General features: G+C 61.0%; 17 protein-coding genes and 2 pseudogenes. 10 read left to right on the forward strand and 9 right to left on the reverse strand.

Annotated features, from left to right (window positions below):
• The first annotated feature begins 144 nt into the window (after nucleotides 1–144).
• The 4 genes from AB0H76_RS04480 to AB0H76_RS04495 all read left to right on the forward strand — a co-directional run bounded on the left by AB0H76_RS04480 (nucleotide 145) and on the right by AB0H76_RS04495 (nucleotide 4728).
• Nucleotides 145–2067, forward strand: coding sequence for an acetolactate synthase large subunit (locus tag AB0H76_RS04480; protein WP_357317273.1), 1923 nt, complete (start codon nucleotides 145–147; stop codon nucleotides 2065–2067).
• Entirely contained in the window at nucleotides 2064–2567 is a 504-nt protein-coding gene (ilvN, locus tag AB0H76_RS04485; protein WP_040693551.1) for an acetolactate synthase small subunit, read from the forward strand. Before AB0H76_RS04480 ends, ilvN begins: the two co-directional genes overlap by 4 nt.
• 84 nt (nucleotides 2568–2651) lie before the next feature.
• Nucleotides 2652–3653, forward strand: a complete 1002-nt coding sequence (gene ilvC, locus AB0H76_RS04490) for a ketol-acid reductoisomerase (protein ID WP_357320382.1) — start codon at nucleotides 2652–2654, stop codon at nucleotides 3651–3653.
• 142 nt (nucleotides 3654–3795) lie between these two features.
• The gene (locus tag AB0H76_RS04495) at nucleotides 3796–4728 is read left to right on the forward strand and encodes an alpha/beta fold hydrolase (RefSeq protein ID WP_357317275.1); all 933 of its coding nucleotides are present in this window, start codon (nucleotides 3796–3798) and stop codon (nucleotides 4726–4728) included.
• A 54-nt stretch (nucleotides 4729–4782) separates the two neighbouring features.
• On the opposite strand, the gene AB0H76_RS04500 is transcribed toward AB0H76_RS04495, so the two are convergent.
• The gene (locus AB0H76_RS04500; RefSeq protein ID WP_357317278.1) at nucleotides 4783–5202 is read right to left on the reverse strand and encodes a VOC family protein; all 420 of its coding nucleotides are present in this window, start codon (nucleotides 5200–5202) and stop codon (nucleotides 4783–4785) included.
• 77 nt (nucleotides 5203–5279) lie between these two features.
• On the opposite strand from AB0H76_RS04500, the gene AB0H76_RS04505 reads away from it, so the two are divergent.
• On the forward strand, nucleotides 5280–5591 hold the full coding sequence (locus tag AB0H76_RS04505; RefSeq protein WP_357317281.1) for a hypothetical protein: 312 nt from the start codon (nucleotides 5280–5282) through the stop codon (nucleotides 5589–5591).
• 389 nt (nucleotides 5592–5980) lie between these two features.
• Here AB0H76_RS04505 and AB0H76_RS04510 read toward each other — a convergent pair whose 3' ends face one another.
• From AB0H76_RS04510 to dcm, 3 genes and pseudogenes are all read right to left on the reverse strand, one after another.
• Nucleotides 5981–6799, reverse strand: a complete 819-nt coding sequence (locus AB0H76_RS04510) for an HNH endonuclease (protein WP_357317284.1) — start codon at nucleotides 6797–6799, stop codon at nucleotides 5981–5983.
• A 648-nt stretch (nucleotides 6800–7447) separates the two neighbouring features.
• A pseudogene (locus AB0H76_RS04515) lies at nucleotides 7448–7549 on the reverse strand (DNA cytosine methyltransferase); the annotation flags it as partial.
• Nucleotides 7550–7903: 354 nt separating this feature from the next.
• Nucleotides 7904–8605: pseudogene (gene dcm, locus AB0H76_RS04520) on the reverse strand (DNA (cytosine-5-)-methyltransferase); the annotation flags it as partial.
• A gap of 120 nt (nucleotides 8606–8725) precedes the next feature.
• On the opposite strand from dcm, the gene AB0H76_RS04525 reads away from it, so the two are divergent.
• Nucleotides 8726–9139 carry a very short patch repair endonuclease gene (locus tag AB0H76_RS04525; protein ID WP_357317287.1) on the forward strand — a complete coding sequence of 138 codons (414 nt, stop codon included), beginning with the start codon at nucleotides 8726–8728 and terminating at the stop codon, nucleotides 9137–9139.
• Nucleotides 9140–9454: 315 nt separating this feature from the next.
• On the opposite strand, the gene AB0H76_RS04530 is transcribed toward AB0H76_RS04525, so the two are convergent.
• The gene (locus tag AB0H76_RS04530) at nucleotides 9455–9784 is read right to left on the reverse strand and encodes a hypothetical protein (protein WP_357317290.1); all 330 of its coding nucleotides are present in this window, start codon (nucleotides 9782–9784) and stop codon (nucleotides 9455–9457) included.
• Between the two features lie 169 nt (nucleotides 9785–9953).
• Entirely contained in the window at nucleotides 9954–10640 is a 687-nt protein-coding gene (locus tag AB0H76_RS04535) for a hypothetical protein (protein ID WP_357317292.1), read from the reverse strand.
• Nucleotides 10641–10825: 185 nt separating this feature from the next.
• On the opposite strand from AB0H76_RS04535, the gene AB0H76_RS04540 reads away from it, so the two are divergent.
• The 3 genes from AB0H76_RS04540 to AB0H76_RS04550 are packed head-to-tail and all read left to right on the forward strand — an operon-like array spanning nucleotide 10826 to nucleotide 14926.
• Nucleotides 10826–12235: a ParB N-terminal domain-containing protein gene (locus AB0H76_RS04540; protein ID WP_357317295.1), complete on the forward strand. Its 1410-nt coding sequence runs from the start codon at nucleotides 10826–10828 to the stop codon at nucleotides 12233–12235.
• A complete protein-coding gene (locus tag AB0H76_RS04545; protein WP_357317298.1) occupies nucleotides 12202–14061 on the forward strand; it encodes a DEAD/DEAH box helicase in 1860 nt (619 codons plus the stop codon). The genes AB0H76_RS04540 and AB0H76_RS04545 overlap by 34 nt, the downstream gene beginning before the upstream one ends.
• Entirely contained in the window at nucleotides 14045–14926 is an 882-nt protein-coding gene (locus AB0H76_RS04550) for a DUF3883 domain-containing protein (RefSeq protein WP_357317300.1), read from the forward strand. Before AB0H76_RS04545 ends, AB0H76_RS04550 begins: the two co-directional genes overlap by 17 nt.
• 24 nt (nucleotides 14927–14950) lie before the next feature.
• On the opposite strand, the gene AB0H76_RS04555 is transcribed toward AB0H76_RS04550, so the two are convergent.
• The 3 genes from AB0H76_RS04555 to AB0H76_RS04565 form a co-directional block, all read right to left on the reverse strand.
• On the reverse strand, nucleotides 14951–15694 hold the full coding sequence (locus AB0H76_RS04555) for a hypothetical protein (protein WP_357317303.1): 744 nt from the start codon (nucleotides 15692–15694) through the stop codon (nucleotides 14951–14953).
• A gap of 739 nt (nucleotides 15695–16433) precedes the next feature.
• Nucleotides 16434–16781 (reverse strand): hypothetical protein, encoded by a 348-nt coding sequence (locus AB0H76_RS04560; protein ID WP_357317305.1) that lies wholly within the window; start codon nucleotides 16779–16781, stop codon nucleotides 16434–16436.
• 170 nt (nucleotides 16782–16951) lie between these two features.
• Nucleotides 16952–17272: a hypothetical protein gene (locus AB0H76_RS04565; protein WP_357317308.1), complete on the reverse strand. Its 321-nt coding sequence runs from the start codon at nucleotides 17270–17272 to the stop codon at nucleotides 16952–16954.
• 242 nt (nucleotides 17273–17514) lie between these two features.
• On the opposite strand from AB0H76_RS04565, the gene AB0H76_RS04570 reads away from it, so the two are divergent.
• Complete coding sequence (locus tag AB0H76_RS04570; protein WP_357317311.1) at nucleotides 17515–18876, forward strand: DUF2252 domain-containing protein; 1362 nt, start codon at nucleotides 17515–17517, stop codon at nucleotides 18874–18876.
• The last annotated feature ends 13 nt before the right edge of the window (nucleotides 18877–18889 follow it).

An 18889-nucleotide genomic window follows, 5' to 3' on the forward strand; every position in this document is an offset into this window, starting at 1 on the left:
ACGCGCCACCCTCGAACAGCCTGGCTGTCGAGGGTTTTTTTGTGTCCAGGACTGATGTCCGGCACGGGGCGCTCGTGGGCGCCACGTGCCAAGCACAGCAAGGTTTGTCCGGGGTCTAGAACGAAGAAGTTAGGAACGAAGACGGTGAGTGCACCAACCGCACGGCCCGGGCCCTCGGCCCGCAGGCCAGCGCCTTCGGCGAATCAGCAGGGTACTGCTGCCGGCCCGACGACCGCGGCCAACCGCCGCCAGGTCCCGCCCGAGAAGGTCACCGGCGCGCAGTCGGTCGTCCGCTCGCTCGAGGAGCTCGGCGTCGACACCGTATTCGGCATTCCCGGTGGCGCGATCCTCCCGGTCTACGACCCGCTCTTCGACTCCACCAAGGTGCGCCACGTGCTGGTGCGCCACGAGCAGGGCGCGGGCCACGCGGCCACCGGTTACGCCCAGGCAACCGGCAAGGTCGGCGTCTGTATGGCCACCTCCGGCCCCGGCGCGACCAACCTGGTCACCCCGATCGCCGACGCCCAGATGGACTCGGTGCCGATCGTGGCCATCACCGGCCAGGTCGGCCGCAGCCTGATCGGCACGGACGCCTTCCAGGAAGCCGATATCTCCGGCATCACCATGCCGATCACCAAGCACAACTTCCTCATCACCGAGGGCATCGACATCCCGCGTATGATGGCCGAGGCGTTCTACCTGGCCTCCTCCGGCCGTCCCGGCGCGGTGCTGGTCGACATCCCGAAGGACGTGCTGGTCAACCAGACCACCTTCAGCTGGCCGCCGGAGATGCGGCTGCCCGGCTACCGTCCGGTCACCAAGCCGCACGGCAAGCAGGTGCGCGAGGCCGCCCGGATGATCATGGAGGCCAAGGCCCCCGTGCTCTACGTCGGCGGCGGCGTCATCAAGGCCGACGCGTCGGCCGAGCTGCTGGAGCTGGCCGAGCTGACCGGCATCCCCGTGGTCACCACCCTGATGGCCCGCGGCGCGTTCCCGGACAGCCACACCCTGAACATGGGTATGCCCGGCATGCACGGCACCGTCGGCGCCGTGGCCGCGCTGCAGCGCTCCGATCTGCTGATCACCCTCGGTGCCCGCTTCGACGACCGGGTCACCGGTCAGCTCGACTCGTTCGCGCCCAACGCCAAGGTGATCCACGCCGACATCGACCCGGCCGAGATCGGCAAGAACCGGCACGCCGACGTCCCGATCGTGGGTGACTGCCGCGAGGTGATCGCCGAACTGATCGAGACCCTCAAGGCCGACCCGGCCGCGACCGGCAGCCCGCTGCTGGCCCTCGGCGACTGGTGGAACTACCTGGACGGCGTGCGCAAGTCCTACCCGCTCGGCTACGGCCCGCAGGAAGACGGTTCGCTCTCGCCCGAGTTCGTCATCGAGAAGCTGGGTGAGCTCGCCGGACCCGACGCCATCTACTGCGCCGGCGTCGGCCAGCACCAGATGTGGGCCGCGCAGTTCATCAAGTACGAGAAGCCGCGCACCTGGCTGAACTCCGGTGGCCTCGGCACCATGGGCTACGCCGTTCCGGCGGCCATGGGCGCCAAGATGGGCGCCCCGGACAAGGAGGTCTGGGCGGTCGACGGTGACGGCTGCTTCCAGATGACCAACCAGGAGCTGGCCACCTGCGCCGTCGAGGGCGTGCCGATCAAGGTCGCGCTGATCAACAACGGCAACCTCGGCATGGTCCGCCAGTGGCAGACCCTGTTCTACGAGAAGCGCTACTCCAACACCGATCTGGGCACCCACACCCTGCGCATCCCCGACTTCGTCAAGCTCGCCGAAGCCCTGGGCTGCCACGGCATCCGGGTCGAGAGCGCCGACGAGGTGGAAGCCGCGATCCGCGAGGCGCAGTCCATCAACGACCGCCCCGTGGTGATCGATTTCATCGTCGGCAAGGACGCCCAGGTGTGGCCGATGGTCGCCGCCGGCACCGGCAACGACGAGATCATGGCCGCGCGCGGTATCCGCCCGCTGTTCGACGAGGACGAGGCCGCCGCCGAGCCCGCCGTCATCCACGAGGCGATGACCAAGAACGAGGGACAGAAATGAGCACGACCCACACCCTGTCCGTCCTGGTCGAGGACAAGCCCGGCGTGCTCGCGCGCGTCGCCGCCCTGTTCTCTCGCCGCGGCTTCAATATCGAGTCGCTGGCGGTCGGTGGCACCGAGATCCCCGAGATCTCGCGGATGACCATCGTCGTCACCGTCGAGGACCTGCCGCTCGAGCAGGTCACCAAGCAGCTCAACAAGCTGGTGAACGTCATCAAGATCGTCGAGCAGGACGCCGACACCTCGGTCGCTCGCGAACTGATCCTGGTGAAGGTGCGCGCCGACGCGAGCGTGCGCACCCAGGTCATCGAGGCCGTCACCCTGTTCCGGGCGAAGGTCATCGACGTGTCCCCGGACGCGCTGACCGTCGAGGCGACCGGAACCCGGTCCAAGCTCGACGCCCTGCTGCGGATGCTGGAACCGTATGGCATCCGCGAGATCGTGCAGTCCGGTGTCGTCGCTGTCGGCCGCGGGCCGAAGTCCATCACGGCGACTCGCTAGTAACCCCCTGATCCCGGCATGCTTGCCGCCGGGACCTAATACCTAAGAAGAAATCAGAAGGAGATACCCACAGTGGCAGTCGAGATGTTCTACGACGACGATGCGGACCTGTCGATCATCCAGGGCCGCAAGGTCGCTGTCATCGGCTACGGCAGCCAGGGCCACGCGCACTCGCTGAGCCTGCGTGACTCCGGCGTCGACGTGCGCGTCGGCCTCGCCGAGGGCTCCAAGTCCCGCCCGAAGGCCGAAGAGGCCGGTCTCACCGTCGGCACCCCGGCCGAGGTTTCGGCCTGGGCCGACGTGATCATGGTGCTCGCGCCCGATACCGCGCAGGCCTCCATCTTCACCAACGACATCGAGCCCAACCTGAAGGACGGCGACGCGCTGTTCTTCGGCCACGGCCTGAACATCCACTTCGGCCTGATCAAGGCGCCGGAGTTCATCACCGTCGCCATGGTCGCCCCCAAGGGCCCCGGCCACCTGGTGCGTCGTCAGTTCGTCGACGGCAAGGGCGTTCCCGCCCTGATCGCCGTCGATCAGGACCCGAAGGGCGAGGGCCAGGCCCTGGCGCTGTCCTACGCGAAGGCCATCGGTGGCGCCCGCGCCGGCGTCATCAAGACCACCTTCAAGGAAGAGACCGAGACCGACCTCTTCGGTGAGCAGGCCGTGCTCTGCGGCGGCACCGAGGAACTGGTCAAGACCGGCTTCGAGGTCATGGTCGAGGCCGGCTACGCCCCCGAGATGGCCTACTTCGAGGTGCTGCACGAGCTCAAGCTCATCGTCGACCTCATGTACGAGGGCGGCATCGCCCGCATGAACTACTCGGTCTCCGACACCGCCGAATTCGGTGGCTACCTGTCAGGCCCGCGCGTCATCGACGGCGACACCAAGAAGCGCATGCAGGACATCCTCAAGGACATCCAGGACGGCACCTTCGTCAAGCGCCTCGTCGCCAACGTCGAGGGCGGCAACAAGGAGCTCGAGGGTCTGCGCAAGGCGAACGCCGAGCACCCCATCGAGGTCACCGGCGCCAAGCTGCGTGGGCTGATGAGCTGGGTCGATCGCCCGATCACCGAAACCGCGTAAGTTCTTACGCCTGAAAAGGCCCGGCACTCGAAGAGTGCCGGGCCTTTTCGTGTCGTTGGCGGGGTCCGCCGAATTCGCTGGCTAGGGTGACAGCTAATTCTCGGCTACTGACGGTGAGCGCCTCGACCTTCGGAGGATTGAGTTGCGTCGGTTCTGGAGTCGTCTCGGATTCGCCCTCGCCGCCGTCCTGCTGGTACCCGCGGGCTACGCCGCAGCACAGCCCGAGCAACTACCGGTCGTCTATTCGGTCCCGGCGTTCGTCACCGGCGCACTGACCGCCAAGGCCCCCTTCGACTCACCCGGTGCCAACGACTGGTCCTGCGTCCCGACCGCGGAACACCCGCAACCGGTGGTCCTAGTCCACGGCGTCCTGGGCAACGGCGCCGGCTGGCCCGCCATGGCCCCGCTGCTGCACAACAACGGCTACTGCGTCTTCGCCGTCACCTACGGCATCTACCCCGGGCAGTCCGGCGCCCTCGCCGGCACCGGCGGCCTGGCCCCGATCGCCCAGTCCAGCACCGAATTACGTGACTTCGTCGCCCGCGTCCTGGCCGCCACCGGGGCCGCGAAGGTCGACCTGCTGCCCTGGTCCGAGGGCACCCTGGTGGCCGCGCGCTACCTCCTGGTCGACGGCGGCGCCGAGGTCGTCGACCAGGTCTTCAACCTGGCCCCCATCTATGCCGGCACCAACGTCGCCGACCCGGCCGTCAACGCCGTCTACGCCCTCGGCATCCAGGACCCGGCCTTCGCCGCCCTCGGCAACACCTGTCAGGGCTGCGTCGACATGCTCCCCGTCTCCGCCAACATCCACGAACTCCAGGCCGCCGGTGTCTACGCCCCCGGGGTCGAATACACCAACCTCCTGACCCGCGCCGACACCGAAGTTGTCCCCTACACCAACGGCTACCGCGAGGGCCCCAACGCGACCAACATCGTCCTCCAGGACGTCTGCCCCGTGAACATGGCCGGCCACAACTCCATCTCGGTCGACCCCACCGTCGCCGCCCTGATGCTCAACACCTTCGGCACCCCCACCGAAATCCCCTGCGCCCCTTCACCAACCCCCTACATCTGACATCACGTAGAAAGGCCTGGCACTCACCGAGTGCCAGGCCTTCATCGTCTCTGCTCAGCCCTGCTTCACCGGCTGACTGAACCGAATCATGTTCCCGGACGGATCCCGGAACGCGCAGTCCCGCACCCCGTAGAACTGATCCGTCGGCTCCTGCAACACCTCGGCACCGGCCGCACTGATCCGCTCGAACGTCGCATCGACGTCATCCGTCCCGAAAATGACCCCCCGCAACAGCCCCTTCGACAGCAGTTCCGCGGCAGCCTTCTTGTCCTCCTCGGACGCGTTCGGATCGCCCACCGCCGGCTCGATCACGATCGTCACATCCGGCTGCGACTTCGGCCCGACGGAGATCCAGAACAGGCCCTGAGCCTGCACATCGTTGCGCAGCTCCAGCCCGAGCACCTCGGTATAGAAGGTCAGCGCCGCATCGTGGTCGGCAGCGGCAATGAATGTCTGTGAGAGTGTGAGTTCCATGGGTTCAACGCTAGGCCCGCAGCCCTGACCAGCGCTTCTTGATTCCTGATCGGTGTCAGCCCTGATAAGGATCGACGGTGAACTCCACCTCGCCCGACGAGCCCACGCTCAATGCGTTGACCGTGACCGTCCCGACGAACTTCCCGAACCCCGGTTGGAAGATCGACGACTTCGGATCACTGATCCAGAACCCAGGCCCGGTCGCCTTCGCTGTCCGAGACCCGCTCTCCCCGGTATCTACATTCCGCCAGTACAGCGTCACCTCAAGCGTGCACGACCCGACCCCGGTCATGTTCGTACTCACTGTGCACGAGGCGAAGTTCGGATACACAGGTCCGCTTGCTGACGACTCCACCACGGCAAAGCGCAGTCCGTCGGCTAGCGGGTAGATCGGCAGCAACTTGCGGTCATTGGCCGCGGATGCTGGTACTGCTGAAAGCGCCAAATCGCAGCGGTAGCGAAGGCTCCGGCAGCAGTGAGAGCGAAGTCTCGTCTAGCCGAGTGCGGGGTTGCGCAGCAAATCCTTCACAGAATCCCTTGTGTCGGGCATAGTTTCGGGCAAATCGATGCACTGCGTGCCCTCTGCGCAAAGGTATATTCATATCCAAATGTGAGCGCTAACTGTTCGAGGCTTACGCTTAGGTTGCAGCTACCTGCGATATTTCGAAGTTTATACTAGCCGTACTAAGTGCCCACCGCCCAATGAACATGATCGTACTACATCGCCTGAGAGTGGCCAGCTTCCCGATAAAAAGCACCGTGGGGTGCGCCTGTTCAACTAGCTGTCTCTCTTCTTCTCTGCCCGCCGGTCTTCCTCTGCTTTTATCGCTGCAATAATATTTTCTGGCCACGGCGCTGACCGTGTCAGTTTATACGAAGTGCGGGTTCTGTCGCTCTCTCGTTTTTTCCTGAACGCGTAATCCCAGCCAAGATACCGCAGGTCGCGCATGCGACGCTGCCAGTCATCTTGATATTCTTTGGCGCTAGCGACAATTTCGATCACTTCCGATGGGATCCATTCACCCTCCCCGAAGGCCAGGTACAGCTCGCCGATCCGCTTCTGAGGCTCATCGTGCATGGCGGCGGATCTGATCTGGTCGCTATACTGATCGTAGGCCTCGAAATGATCTTTTTTGCCGGCATTGCAATCGGTGCAGAGGGGTTGGAGGTTCTCCAACTCATGGGTTCCGCCCCATTTCTGTGGCACTTTGTGATCCACTACAAGTTTGACATCGTCTTCTAGTGGAGTTGCGCCGCACATCGCGCAACGCTGCGGGGCCAGGACTTGAGCGCGGATCCGCAGGCTGATCGCCGTTGACTTGGTTATGTTACGAGTGCTCCTTGAGACAAGGACATACCGGGGCACCCGCTCTTTCGTCTTGTCTATCTGAAAATGGGGATATAGTTCGCGAACCCGGCGTCCGCGCTGAGACTGAGGAGAGCCCGTCAATTCCTGGAGATGAGCCTCGATCTCGGTCATTGTGGGGGGATCCGAGCGCCGCGCATACAGGAAGGTGTAGATACGCCGAGCCTCAGCCGACGTTAGGGTTGCCAGGAGCTCGGCGCTATCCGGCAGAGGCAGTTCGTCCGCAACCATGTAAGAAGGTTACCTAAAGAGTGTGAGGTAATGAAGCCTCGGTCCACAAGCTTGCTTCGCCGCTTGTCGGTCAATCTTTGGTCGAGTGTTGCGGGAACATGAGGCCATCAACCTGCTTGAGGTTGGTCTGCGGTGCGCTCAAAACCTTTCAGTCCCGGTCTTCTTGAGGCCGGTTTGCAGCTGCGGCCTGACTCGCTTTCGTCTGACGGCTCAGCAGGTGGGAGCCTGTTGAGCCGTCAGGCATGTCGACCAAACATTGCGGTTTTCCATGCCCGCCTTGGTCAGCGAGCCGTAGCGCCAAGAATTTTGTATTGTTGACGGTGACTCGGTTTCGGGCGCCGTTCTTCAGCTGATCCGAGACAGGTACGTTCGGAAATTCTCGTGACGAACATGCCCCTCCTCTCCTCGGAAGGCGCGGAATTCTCCAAGCATATAGGTCGGAACACCGGTTTCATGCTCCTCTTCATGTATCTCGAAATCCTGCCGAAGCAGTTCGATTCGCCGGACAATCTCAGTGGCATCGAGTCCAAGCCCGGTTTTATCGGAGATTTCATCGACTGCCGCAAATCCCTTCTGCTCACGAAGGTATTTGAAGATAGGGTCAAGTGTAGATTCGAGAACGCGATCATGAGAGGCGGTCTCACGCCTGAGCGCGGCAGCGATCGAACGCCCTACAGCTTCAGCCATCGGAGGTGGGAATGCGTTGCCGATCTGGCGGTACTGCGAAGTCTTCGCGCCGGAAAACATCCAGATCCTCCGCCTCTGTTCCGAACTCAGCGGTGTATCAGCGAGATCGACCTCGTGCCTAAGCTGTTCCAATTCCCTGTTGGACAGCTTGCCGCCTTCAAGGTGCTTCTTGTGCAGTTCATTCTTGGCCCATATCCAACCCTGCAGTCGAGCTACCATCTCGACGGTCAGCTTGGGGCCGTACTCTGTCATGGGCCGCTTTGGCCCGTAAGGCGGGGCGTGGTCGTGGATGCCAAAGGCATCGACTCCCATTGCTGCCCATGCCTTCTTAGCGCGAGTTGGGCCTAGATCAGCTCCACCATGCTTCTTCGATCCGCCGACCACTGTAGGAGCAATGCCGCCTGCCCTCTCAGCCCATGCCGCAGCGCCGTCCCAGCCGCGTACCTTCATCAGATCGACAAGAGTCTGTCCCACGGTGAGCTTGTTACCAGTTGGAATCGGCCAATGGAAATAGCTGAAATCTTCATGCTTCATGGCAACCAGGACAAATCGGGGTCGCAGCTGCGGCACCCCGTATTCGTGCGCCTCCATGAGACGCCATTCGGCTGAGTAGCCGATGTCGTTCAACTGATCGAGGACATGCTGCCGATATCCTGCGAAGCGAGGCATACTCAGCCCGCGGACATTTTCCAGCATCAGCGCTCGAGGCTGAATCACTTTAACTTGCTCTACCGCCCAGGCAAACAAGTCACGTTCGTCGTTAGCTCCTAGCTGTTTTCCCGCGATTGAGAAGGGCGGGCACGGTACTCCGCCGGCGAGTAAATCTATGGGATGATCACGTTCGCCCCTTGCGTATTCCTTTGGATTCCAGACTCCGCCGGCGCCAGTGTCGGCAACATCGCCGACTTTAACACTCCATTGACGATTCAGTTTCAGTGTGTTCGCGGCGTTGGTATCCAGTTCGATCGCAAGCTCATGTTCGAAGCCGGCGAGTTCCAGTCCCAGAGCTTGGCCGCCTGCGCCGGCGCAGATCTCGATTACCCGAAGGTCAGTCACACTAGTACCTTTCGATTGGACGCGGACAACAGGCGGATGCGCAGGCAAGGTATCTTTCCGCATGGCAACCGTATGAGTCGAACTGGGACAGACTTGACTGAGAACAGATCGGAAGCCGCCCGGCAGCGAGCGCACCGGACGGGCTTGTATCCTGCCCCCGCCAGCGAGGGGCGCTCCCGGAACATGCGATCGATCCGCCGAACCGATACCAAACCCGAAGTCATATTGCGAAAAGCGCTGCACCGGTTGGGTTTTCGGTACCGCAAAGACTTCAGGCTCGACCTTGGGGCAATGAAAGTCCGGCCCGATGTCGTTTTCACGGCTCGTAAGGTCGCGGTCTTCGTGGACGGTTGCTTCTGGCATGTCTGCCCGGAGCACGGCCGACTCCCCGCGGTCAACGAATCGTACTGGTCTCCGAAGCTTCGCAGGAACGTCGAACGCGATCGCGCTGCTGATGCTGCACTGGTAGAGGCTGGTTGGCAGGTTGTGCGCCTGTGGGAGCATGAGAGTTTGGACAGCGCGGTAGCCGCCGTCACTCAAGCTCTGAAGGGTGCATCCGAACACCTGAGCGATCATATGGGATCCGGGCGCGGTTGAGCGCGGACGCTCCGAAATAGCCGGTCGCTATGTCTGCGCCGCCCTGCTACTGCGAGCTGGGATGCCTGCGGGCCGCAGCAATTCGCTGTTCGGTGACAGCAGCTACTGCGCATACAGACCGTGCGGTCGACGGGTTGGTCAGCTCCAGCCGAATGCTCAGACGGTGCGGCCTGCGGCTCCAATACTTGTGCCTCTGTCGCGCCGGTTCCTCGGCTGAGGAGGCCCGGCGCGACGAGAGCTGCCGCGGTGCCCCCGAATCCGTGGCGAGGATCGGGTGAGCTCGCAAGACGGCGATGGCCGTGACTGTTTTGCCGCCTACGCCTTTGGGAGCTCCTCGGTGGTATCGGTTGACTCGCTTTGGCGATCTGTTCTGCCGCCTACGACGCGGCGCGTGACGAAGACCGCGACTATGGTTGCTGCTCCTGTACAAACGATTGTCGCCGCCTGCGTCGCTGCACCATTGTCGATTGCACGACAAGCCACGATCGCAACGATTGACAGCGCTACCAGACCGGACAGCTGACCAACCAGCGTGTGAGTGATCAGACTGGCCCATGCCAGACGTTGGCGATGCTTTTGCGCGAGGCGTTTATGCTCGAGAAGCTCACGACAAAGATCGGGAGCCGTGGCATTCAGTTCGGCCAACTCTCGGGCCTAGTCCGTCGTCGCTGAGCTTCGATCGATGGGGTGAGCGCGGCTTCGCCACCGAAGTCAACGCTCTTCCCCGTTCTCGTATGGAGTTGTCGCACCGGAGTGGCGACTAGCCTCAAACCGCTGATCCACGAAGACCGCCGACGGCTCATTGCAAGCCGACTTACGACTGCAGGTGGACTTGCACCTGCGCTCGGGCATCTGCGGGAAGCTGACGGTATCCGATCCACGCGCGCTCGATTGGGGTGGATCCCCGGCGTCCACGGTCGATCCATCGGGCCAGTCGACGATGATCGTTGGTGTCGAGAGCTTGGATCTCGCCGAGAACCTCGGCCAGGTTCACGTCCTTCGTGCGATTGCCGACGTGGCATCGCCGACACTCTGTCACGGACATGACCTTCATCTCGCCGCTAGGCAACTGTGCCTTACGGCGAGCGACTTCAAGAACTGCCGTCAGATTCGAGTCGTCGATGTACGGTTCGCCGCCGCCAATACCGCAAATGACACACATGTAGCCATCTTGCTTGAAGACTTCCTGTCGATTGCTTGCTGAACCTGCCCTCGCAAGGTCGGCGCGCCGCCGGGCGTTCTTGTCCCACACGGGGACTCCCGCTTTGACAAACCGCTGCTCGTTCGACGCCAGCTGGCCGTCGTCGGTGTTGGTGTGGATGATCCACCCGTAGTCGCGGAGCTCCCGGACACGGCGATCAGCCTGGGAGACCTTCGGAAAGACCTCTCGAAGTTGCTCTTTCGTGAAGGTGTTTCCTTCACCGACCAAGTCGATGAGCCACAGCCCGCCACGGATCATCGTGCCGCCGACACTTGTGTCGCGCCAGTTGGGGAGGGTCATAGGAGCTCCGTTCAGGTAGTAGCCGAGATAGAACCATGCATACAGGAAGTTCGCAGACCAGGGGCCCCTGGCTGATGAGGACGCCTGCGCGACGCGCTATCTCGGCCACAACCATCCGGATGTCGGTCGGTCGTGAAATGATCTGCAGGCAAACAAACGTGGTGATCGATGGGAGGCGCCCCACAATGGCAGGACAGTTCGGAATCCCACCAGAAGGCGAGAAGGTCGGCCTGATGGTGCACAGCAGACTCCGGCAGGCCAAGCAAGACAACGGGGCCAAGGTGACGGTGAACTGGCGGGGGGAGCAGAAGCACCTGTACGTGATCTCAATGCCTGTAGACATGCTCTATCTCAATCCCGACACGCATCGCATTAGGGCTCAACGAACGCTCGACCTCGCGCGCAATCGCACGCTCGATGAGAACCCGTGGAGCGACGAAGCTCAGAACTACCTGGCGTATCTGCTGAGATGCAAGCCCTCAAACCCGGATCAAGTCGATCCGGACTACGAGGCGCTGATGAACGAATTGGACGATTCGGGCCAGCGGGACCCGGGGATCATCAGTCCCCACGGCATTTTGGTGGATGGCAATACTCGATGTGCCGCGTTGCGGCAACTAGGAATCAAGGATATTCGAGTTGGTGTACTTCCAGATGATACATCGCGCCGCGACATTAATGAAGTTGAGCTTTCCCTTCAACTTCGAAAAGATAAGCGACGCGACTATTCGTACATAAATCGCCTAATTGCGATCGAAGACGAGCTTTCGAGTGGGCGGCTCCCCGAAGACGTCGCGCGTGACTTTAATATTAAACGACCCACGTTGGTCGGAGATAGATGGATCTATGATCTGATCCTAACGACAATTAAGCGGAGCCACGTCGATGGGGCGCAGCTGCGACTCGTGGACTTCGAGGAGCATCAGGAGAAGCTCCGTGAGCTGTACCGGGAATACACGAAACTCGCTGCCACCGATCCTGATGGTGCGGAAAAGATCAAAGAATTGCGGCTTGCCGGCATTCTTATGGACTATTCCAAGACTACGTTGAGGCTTGTGGAGACAGATTTTTACGACAGATACCTGAAGGATCGCCTGCCTGAAGATTTGAAGCTCCACGAGGTTGCATCCACGAGCATCGAGATTCCAGGCCTGCCCGGTATCGCCCTCCCCGACGCAGACGAGGATGTCAAAGTGGTGCAAGCTCTGACCGATACCCTTCTGAAATCGAAGGTGTTGTCAAGGGGGGGTGGCAGCCTGCCGCCGGCGAAGATCGCGGCTGCAGGCAAGACAGTCAATAATGCGCGTCTAGTGTTCACAAACGTCGCTCGTTTGGCTGGGACTAACGCGCAGCTCGAAAAGCGCAAGATCGCAGTCCCTGAGCGTCTGTCCGATGCGGCTGATTACGTCAATCAGTGCGTTGCAGAGTTCGCTGAGGCCAAAAGTAAACGCGCGCTGGATGATGAGGCATTTGACGATGCATTGCTGGATCTGAGGGCAAGTCTCACTCGTCTGGCTAAACTTGCGGCTCGTACCTATGACGCACCTGGCGACGGTGTTGCATGGTTGCTGAACGCCACGCGGGAGACGGTATGACGGATGCTGCAAGCGCCAGTCTTGAGATCCTATTCGGTGATGAAATCACCCGCGCAAGATTTCGGGTAAGTCCGGGTCATGAGGAGAACTTGCGGAACTTTGCACTCAAATTCCGGACAGCGATTCAACGATCAACTACATCCGTCGAAGTCGATATTGATGAATTGTTGACCAACCTCGTTGCCGTTGCGAATTGGCCATACCCGCGCACTGTTGAATGGGATCCCCATCTGGCTGCACTTGCCAGCGATACCGCAACGGATGCCAAGGCAATTGGCAATATTATTAATACGGAAATTGTAAACGAAGAAAATATTGATTCAGCCTATTTCGCAACTCTTCTCGGCTTGGATTGGAAGGGGGATCTAACCGAGTTTCAGCGCAGAGATATTGTCAAACTACTCTCACTTAGGCATGGCGCAAATTTTTCGGTACCTGGTGCAGGAAAGACGCGAGTAGGTCTAGCCGTATTTCAAGCGCTACGGAATTCTCGTGGAATAGAACGTTTGCTCATCGTGTGCCCTAAATCGGCTCGGGAGTCCTGGCAGTCGGAGAACCTGGAGTGCCTAGTTGACCCGCTACAGATGGATTTGTATTCGCGAGGTGCTGATTCTGCGGCTGACGCAATAATCATCAACTACGAACGACTTGACGGTGCGCTCAACGAGCTTGCGGGTTGGCTGGCCAGCCGTCCATCGATGATAGTGCTCGACGAGGCTCATCGGATGAAGCTAGGTGCAGGTGGTACCTATGGTGCCGCGTGTTTGGCGTTGGGGCCACGATCTCGTCATCGATTGATACTAACCGGAACTCCAGCGCCCAACGGTGTCAAGGATCTGGAAAATCTCTTCGGCTTCGTGTGGCCCGGGTACGGGCGTCAGAAGGTGGTCCAAGCCGTCGCGGGCGGTGATCTCGCACACGCGAGCCGGGTATTGAAACCTCTCTTTGTTCGGACAACGAAGAGGGAGTTAGGGTTGCCGCCAGTCCGGGCAGCGCTGCGCCTTGTCCCATTGCCCGCGCTGCATGAGGAGATCTATCAGGCCTTGATTGGGCAACGTTCGGCGCGAGCCGCTCAGTCAGAACCTGATTTCCAGGCGCTTGGTCGAACGGTGATGTATTTGCTGATGGCAGCAACTAGCCCCGCTTTGCTCTCGGTGGGGACAACCCGGTACGAGCCCTTGGCATACCAAGTTCCTCCTCTACCAATTCCTCATAATTCGACACTATTCAATCTTATGCGCGATTTGCCTGCATACGAATTGTCTCCGAAATACCAAGAAGTTCTGTCAATTGTGGCAGCGAATGCCAAACAAGGCAGGAAGACGCTTGTCTGGTCGACCTTTGTTAGAAGTTTGCTGACGCTTGAGAGAATACTTGAAAGATTTTCCCCAGTTGTCGTGCACGGCGGGACGAAAGACAGAGAAGATAAAATAGCAAGATTTCGCAATGATATTAGTTGTATGGTCCTCCTTTCGAATCCCGCTACGTTAGGTGAAGGGATAAGTCTGCATCATCACTGCCACGACGCTGTGTATGTTGATCGAGACTTCGCTGCGGGCCGATTCTTGCAAAGCCTCGATCGAATTCACAGATTAGGTCTTCCGCCCGACACCGAGACTCGCATCACAATTCTTGCCGCGGCTGGGACGATCGATGAAGTGGTGGACCAACGCCTGGGCGACAAGATAACAATCATGGGCACCATTCTGGACGACCCAACTGTGCGCGAGCTCGCAGACTTAGAAGAAGAACCATCTGTCGGTGGCGGACTCGATAAGAATGACGTCAAAGCGCTGGAGGAGCATCTTCGTGGCGCTTCCTCATAGCTCAGTGTTGCGGGCGGCCCTGCGCTGGCTTGAGCACCTTCCATCGCTTGAGCACCTTTCTTCTCAGGCAGACGTGCGGCTGAGAGCCGTATTTTCGACTGTCGAGCAATACAGTGACCTTACTCCTAGTCAGTATGACGCGGGATTCGCGTGGCTTCGGGAGGTGGGGCTTCTGGACAATCCGTGCATGGGCTCTCATGCTGCGGGATTGGTCTTTGATGCAGCATTAATGTACAGCGAAGCTTCATGGCTGCCAGACAGCGATGCGCTGATTGGTTCCCCTGCGGAGTTGCCTGCTGACGTGCAGATTGCAGCGGCAGAATTGGGGATCGATGATGTCACGGCTTTTGCCCGTCTATCGGCGCTCTGTGGAAAAGTCGACACTGAGGAGAGGTTGAGGGTCGGGAATGCGGGCGAGCTTGCCCTTATATTTCTATTGAACGAGACATTGCCGGAAGCTGCAGTAGACCACGTTGCTAGTCGGTCAGATGGTTTCGGGTATGATATTGCTGTTTCACACAGGTCTATGCTAATGCATTTAGAGGTTAAGTCGACAGTGCGCCGCGGAAGGGTGTCCTTCTATCTCAGTAGAAACGAAGAAAGGGTAATGCGTCAAGATCCGGATTGGATTCTTGTTGTGGCGCGGCTTGACTCTAATTTAGATCCAGTCACGATAGCCACCATTCCCAGGGATTGGATCATCGCGAACCTGCCGCATGACAACTCGGCGTTCGGAAAATGGCAGTCATGCCGTCTAGATGTGCCGAAACACATCCTTACGCCCGGCCTTCCTGCCGATTTTGTGCTGGCATCCGGAATCGAGCAACCAGTACTCGCGGGCACAAACGGGTGGCCTGGAGGTTAGAGGTGCAGGCTCGAAAATAAGTGCTCACTTCTGTCGTCCACTAGGGTTCTTTATTGGTAAATGTTTCTCTAAATTTATAGGCTGGGGGCTAAGTCCCATCGCTTGAATCGCGGTTATCGATTTAAGTCGATCTCGCAATTCGATATCGTTAACGTCGTTTATCAAAGCATTGGCGCGCTCCATGGCGTGATCTGACTGAATATCTTCGTAGATTACGTCAGCTTGACGTGTGAGATGGTCGCGGGCTCTACTTGCGCGTACTGCGAATGCGCCGCCGCATGTTGTGATTAGTAGACCGCTCAGCCCCGTAACTATCGCCGGGTACTGAATTGACTCATCGTCGGCATGGATCAGTGTGAGAATCGCGCCAGCGAGGAGCACGAGTGCGCTTGCGATTGTAAAAATGACACTGAATCTGAATGTTGTCTCTGCCTGTGAAAGTGCTTGCTGTAAGAAACGGAAATAAAACTTTTGGCGCTGGATTCCTAGTTCTAGATGCCGCGAATCAGCGCCAGGTGCAGTTTGGCTGCTATTCACCTCGACATTGGCGTTATTGCCAGTTACGATCACCTGCTGTGTGGGCTGGATGAATCGCTGTTCAAGGATCACGTACGCGTTCTGCCATGACAATACAAGCTCGGTAGGCATTTCCAAGCCTTCCAATACCCCTTCGAAGAACATTCGAGAGGGGAGCCTGAGGGTGTTGCCTTCAAAGAATGCAACGAGCGAGCTTCGTGGCAGACGCCCAGTGCTGACGACGGCATCCAACGAGGTACCCGACTGCCGTCGATAGCATTCCAGCAAACGACCTAAGTCCGAGGGTGTCTCGGGCCATGGCTCGGCTGGAAGTCCTAGAGGCGTTGCAGTTGACTCGTCACGTCCATCCACAGTCGCGGTCCTCCCCGATTGTCAGCGATCGGCACATCTTAGGTCGAAATGCTGTAATCGGTCGAGTATCGCGCAAGATTCATTTGGTGCGGGGGCAGGTGACGTAGCTGTTCCTAGTGCTCCTGCAGAGAGCGGCTCACATGGCAAGTGGCGTAAAGTGTTCGATTGTGGGGCCAAGTTAACCCGCCGCCAGATCGGCTGCGTCGTCCGAGAGTTGTGCCACGGTCGTCGACGGTGATATCAGCACTCGGCGTGGCCATCCGGGTAGCGTCCAACATTGGCGGTACTTCGTAGTTCTCGTCGCATAGGTACCCGCCCTCGAACCGAGGTCGACGCGTCGACGCAGACCGCCACATCGGTGGGATCATCCGCGCTGGCAACATTTGTCGTGGTGGCGGATGCGACCGGGCTGACGGTGCGATCCGGCGTCCCGCACCCCGCGGAAAGCAGTGACACCGCCACCGCCGCTGGCAGCGCATAGGACACGCGCCGCGATTTCAAACCCTGCCGGTGGATGCGCCAGGCATCTCCCCACCCCCTGCTGTGCGTATATCGAGCCGCCCGAGGGTAGCAACCTGATCTACTCGGCGACAGGGGGTTGGGGTCACGCCGTGGGTGTTCAGGACGCGGGCTGGTTGAGGGGGTTACTGGGGCTGAGGGGACTCACGGGGTTGAGCGGGCTCAGGGAGTTGAGCGGATTGGCCGCGTTGCCGAGGTTGAGGGGGCTCGCCGGGTTGGCGGGGTTGTTCATGCTGGTGTCCCAGCAGGGGTCGGTGGGTTCGCAGTTGTCGAACGCGCCGATGGGGGTAGCGGTGGTGGCGGCCAGGGCGGGGATGGCGACGGCGGACAGGGTGGCGGCGGCGAGGGCGCTCGCGGCGGCGAGGCGGAGGAGCGGGCGGCGGGAGTTGGCGGTGGAGAACACGGTGGGCCTTCCTGTCGGAGTGTGCGTGCCGGGTGTCGTTCGCACAGGTCAACTCTGGCCCAGAAAATCTTGAAAAGTGCTGTTACCAGGTACTTCCCAGGGAAAGTTCATTCTTGTGGATGATCGCGCAGTGCCGGGGTGCTAGGGGTTGACCCTGACCGGAAACGGGAACGGCCCGGCTCCCCGAAGAGGGCCGGGCCGTGCGGGATTCGGTGCTAGCTGCTGCCGAACCAGATGCCGGGCAGGTGCGGGCGGCCGTAGTCGAACGGGTCGCGCGGCTCGTGCGGCTTGCGGCGGCGTTCGCAGCGGTCCCGGTCGTTGTCCCAGGGGTTGTCGTGGCGGTTTTCCCAGATGTTCTCCTGCCACGGCTGCTTCTTGCGGCAGTCGTCGCCGCGGTGGACCTCGGTGAGGCCGGGGACCGCGGGGGTGGCTGAAGCGGGAATTGCCATGGTGGTCAACGGGATCGCGGTGAGGACACCGGCGACGGCGACGCGGGCCAGGGTACGGCGAGCGCTGGACGTTCTAGTCGTGTGCAACGTAAATCCTTTCGACTCTCGGGCGAACATCCACGTTCGCGGAGTTCGCACACCTGACACTGTGCCGCACTCGGGCTGAAAGGTCATCGGTGGAAAGCTATTCGATCGAAGATCTCACTCTCGGGGATGAGGGGCGGTCGGGGTGCACCCTGAGGTCTAGGTGGGGGTAGCACCACGGGCCGGGGACGCGCAGGATTTGCTGAATGCTTGCCGACTTGGTCCATCGGCGGAAGACTGGGCGGATGACGAGCGCGACGATCTCTCGAGCCGAGCGCCCCGCCGAAGACGGCAGGGCACTGCGCAAACAGGTTCCGCGTTCCGCGCACGCCGAGTGGCGTCCGCCGAAGAACCGCAAGGATCCGGTCGCCATCCTGGAGAAGCAGGCCAAGACCCGGGTGCCGGAGCTGATTCCGATTCGGTACGCGCGGATGTCGACCGGTCCGTTCCCGTTCTTTCGCGGCGCGCCGGCGATCATGGCCGCGGATCTCGCGGCCGGTCCGCGCACGGATCTGCACGTGCAGCTCTGCGGCGACGCGCATCTGTCGAATTTCGGCCTGTTCGCCTCCCCGGAACGTCAGCTGATTTTCGACGTCAACGATTTCGACGAGACCCTGCCCGGCCCGTTCGAATGGGACGTCAAACGCCTGGTCGCCAGCATCGCGGTCGCGACCCTGGCCAACGGCGGCACCGACGCCGAGGCGCAGGTGGCCGCGCTCGCGGGTGTGCGCGGCTATCACGAGGAGATGTGCCGGCTGGCCGACGCGGACGCGATGACGGTCTGGTACGAGCGCACCGACGCGCAGATGGTCGAGGACCTGATGCACACGGTCAAGTTCCGCAAGAACGCCGCGAAGATGATCGCCGACGCGCGCGCCCGCACCAGCGCGCAGGCCCTGCACAAACTCACCGAGCCGGGCCCGGACGGCGTCCCTTACATCCGCAACCGGGAGCCCTTCGTCGTCGAGACCACCGATGCGGAGAAGGCCGCGATCGATGTGGCCTATCTCGACTACCGGCGCACCATCGCCGAGGAACGCCGCCCGCTGCTGCACCGGTATCGGCTGGTCGATTCGGCGCGCAAGGTGGTGGGGGTCGGTAGCGTCGGGACTCGCTGCTACATCCTGCTGATGGAGGACCTGCACACCGGCAGCCCGCTGTTCTTGCAGGCCAAACAGGCGGAGGAGTCGGTCCTCGCGCCCTACCTCAAGCCGAGCCGGTTCCGGCACCAAGGGCACCGGGTCGTCTACGGGCAGCGGCTGATGCAGGCCACCAGCGACATCCTGCTCGGCTGGGCCTGTGGCACCGAGAATCGCTACTTCTACGTACGCCAGCTGCGCGATATGAAGGGCTCGGTGGTGCTCGAGGAAATGTCGCCGCAGGTGCTCGCGGCCTACGGCGAACTGTGCGGGGCCACGCTGGCTCGCGCGCACGCCCGCTCCGGTGATCGTCGCGCGATCGCCGCCTATCTGGGCAGCGGTGAGGTCTTCGACAAGGCGATCGCGGAATTCGCGCTCACCTACGCCGAGCAGACCCTCGCCGATCACCTGGCCCTGCTCGACGCCATCGAATCCGGTCGCGTTCAGGCCGCGTCCGAGGCGTACTGAACCAGCTCTACAC

This window comes from Nocardia sp. NPDC050712 (assembly GCF_040654295.1).
GTDB lineage: Bacteria > Actinomycetota > Actinomycetes > Mycobacteriales > Mycobacteriaceae > Nocardia.

What these genes read in the sequence shown, in the direction of transcription:
- ilvN (WP_040693551.1), top strand. Translation starts at nt 2,064, where the DNA reads ATGAGCACGACCCACACCCTGTCCGTCCTGGTCGAGGACAAGCCCGGC.
- ilvC (WP_357320382.1), top strand. Translation starts at nt 2,652, where the DNA reads ATGTTCTACGACGACGATGCGGACCTGTCGATCATCCAGGGCCGCAAG.
- AB0H76_RS04500 (WP_357317278.1), bottom strand. Translation starts at nt 5,202, where the DNA reads ATGGAACTCACACTCTCACAGACATTCATTGCCGCTGCCGACCACGAT.
- AB0H76_RS04510 (WP_357317284.1), bottom strand. Translation starts at nt 6,799, where the DNA reads ATGGTTGCGGACGAACTGCCTCTGCCGGATAGCGCCGAGCTCCTGGCA.
- AB0H76_RS04525 (WP_357317287.1), top strand. Translation starts at nt 8,726, where the DNA reads ATGCGATCGATCCGCCGAACCGATACCAAACCCGAAGTCATATTGCGA.
- AB0H76_RS04535 (WP_357317292.1), bottom strand. Translation starts at nt 10,640, where the DNA reads ATGACCCTCCCCAACTGGCGCGACACAAGTGTCGGCGGCACGATGATC.
- AB0H76_RS04540 (WP_357317295.1), top strand. Translation starts at nt 10,826, where the DNA reads ATGGCAGGACAGTTCGGAATCCCACCAGAAGGCGAGAAGGTCGGCCTG.
- AB0H76_RS04545 (WP_357317298.1), top strand. Translation starts at nt 12,202, where the DNA reads ATGGTTGCTGAACGCCACGCGGGAGACGGTATGACGGATGCTGCAAGC.
- AB0H76_RS04570 (WP_357317311.1), top strand. Translation starts at nt 17,515, where the DNA reads ATGACGAGCGCGACGATCTCTCGAGCCGAGCGCCCCGCCGAAGACGGC.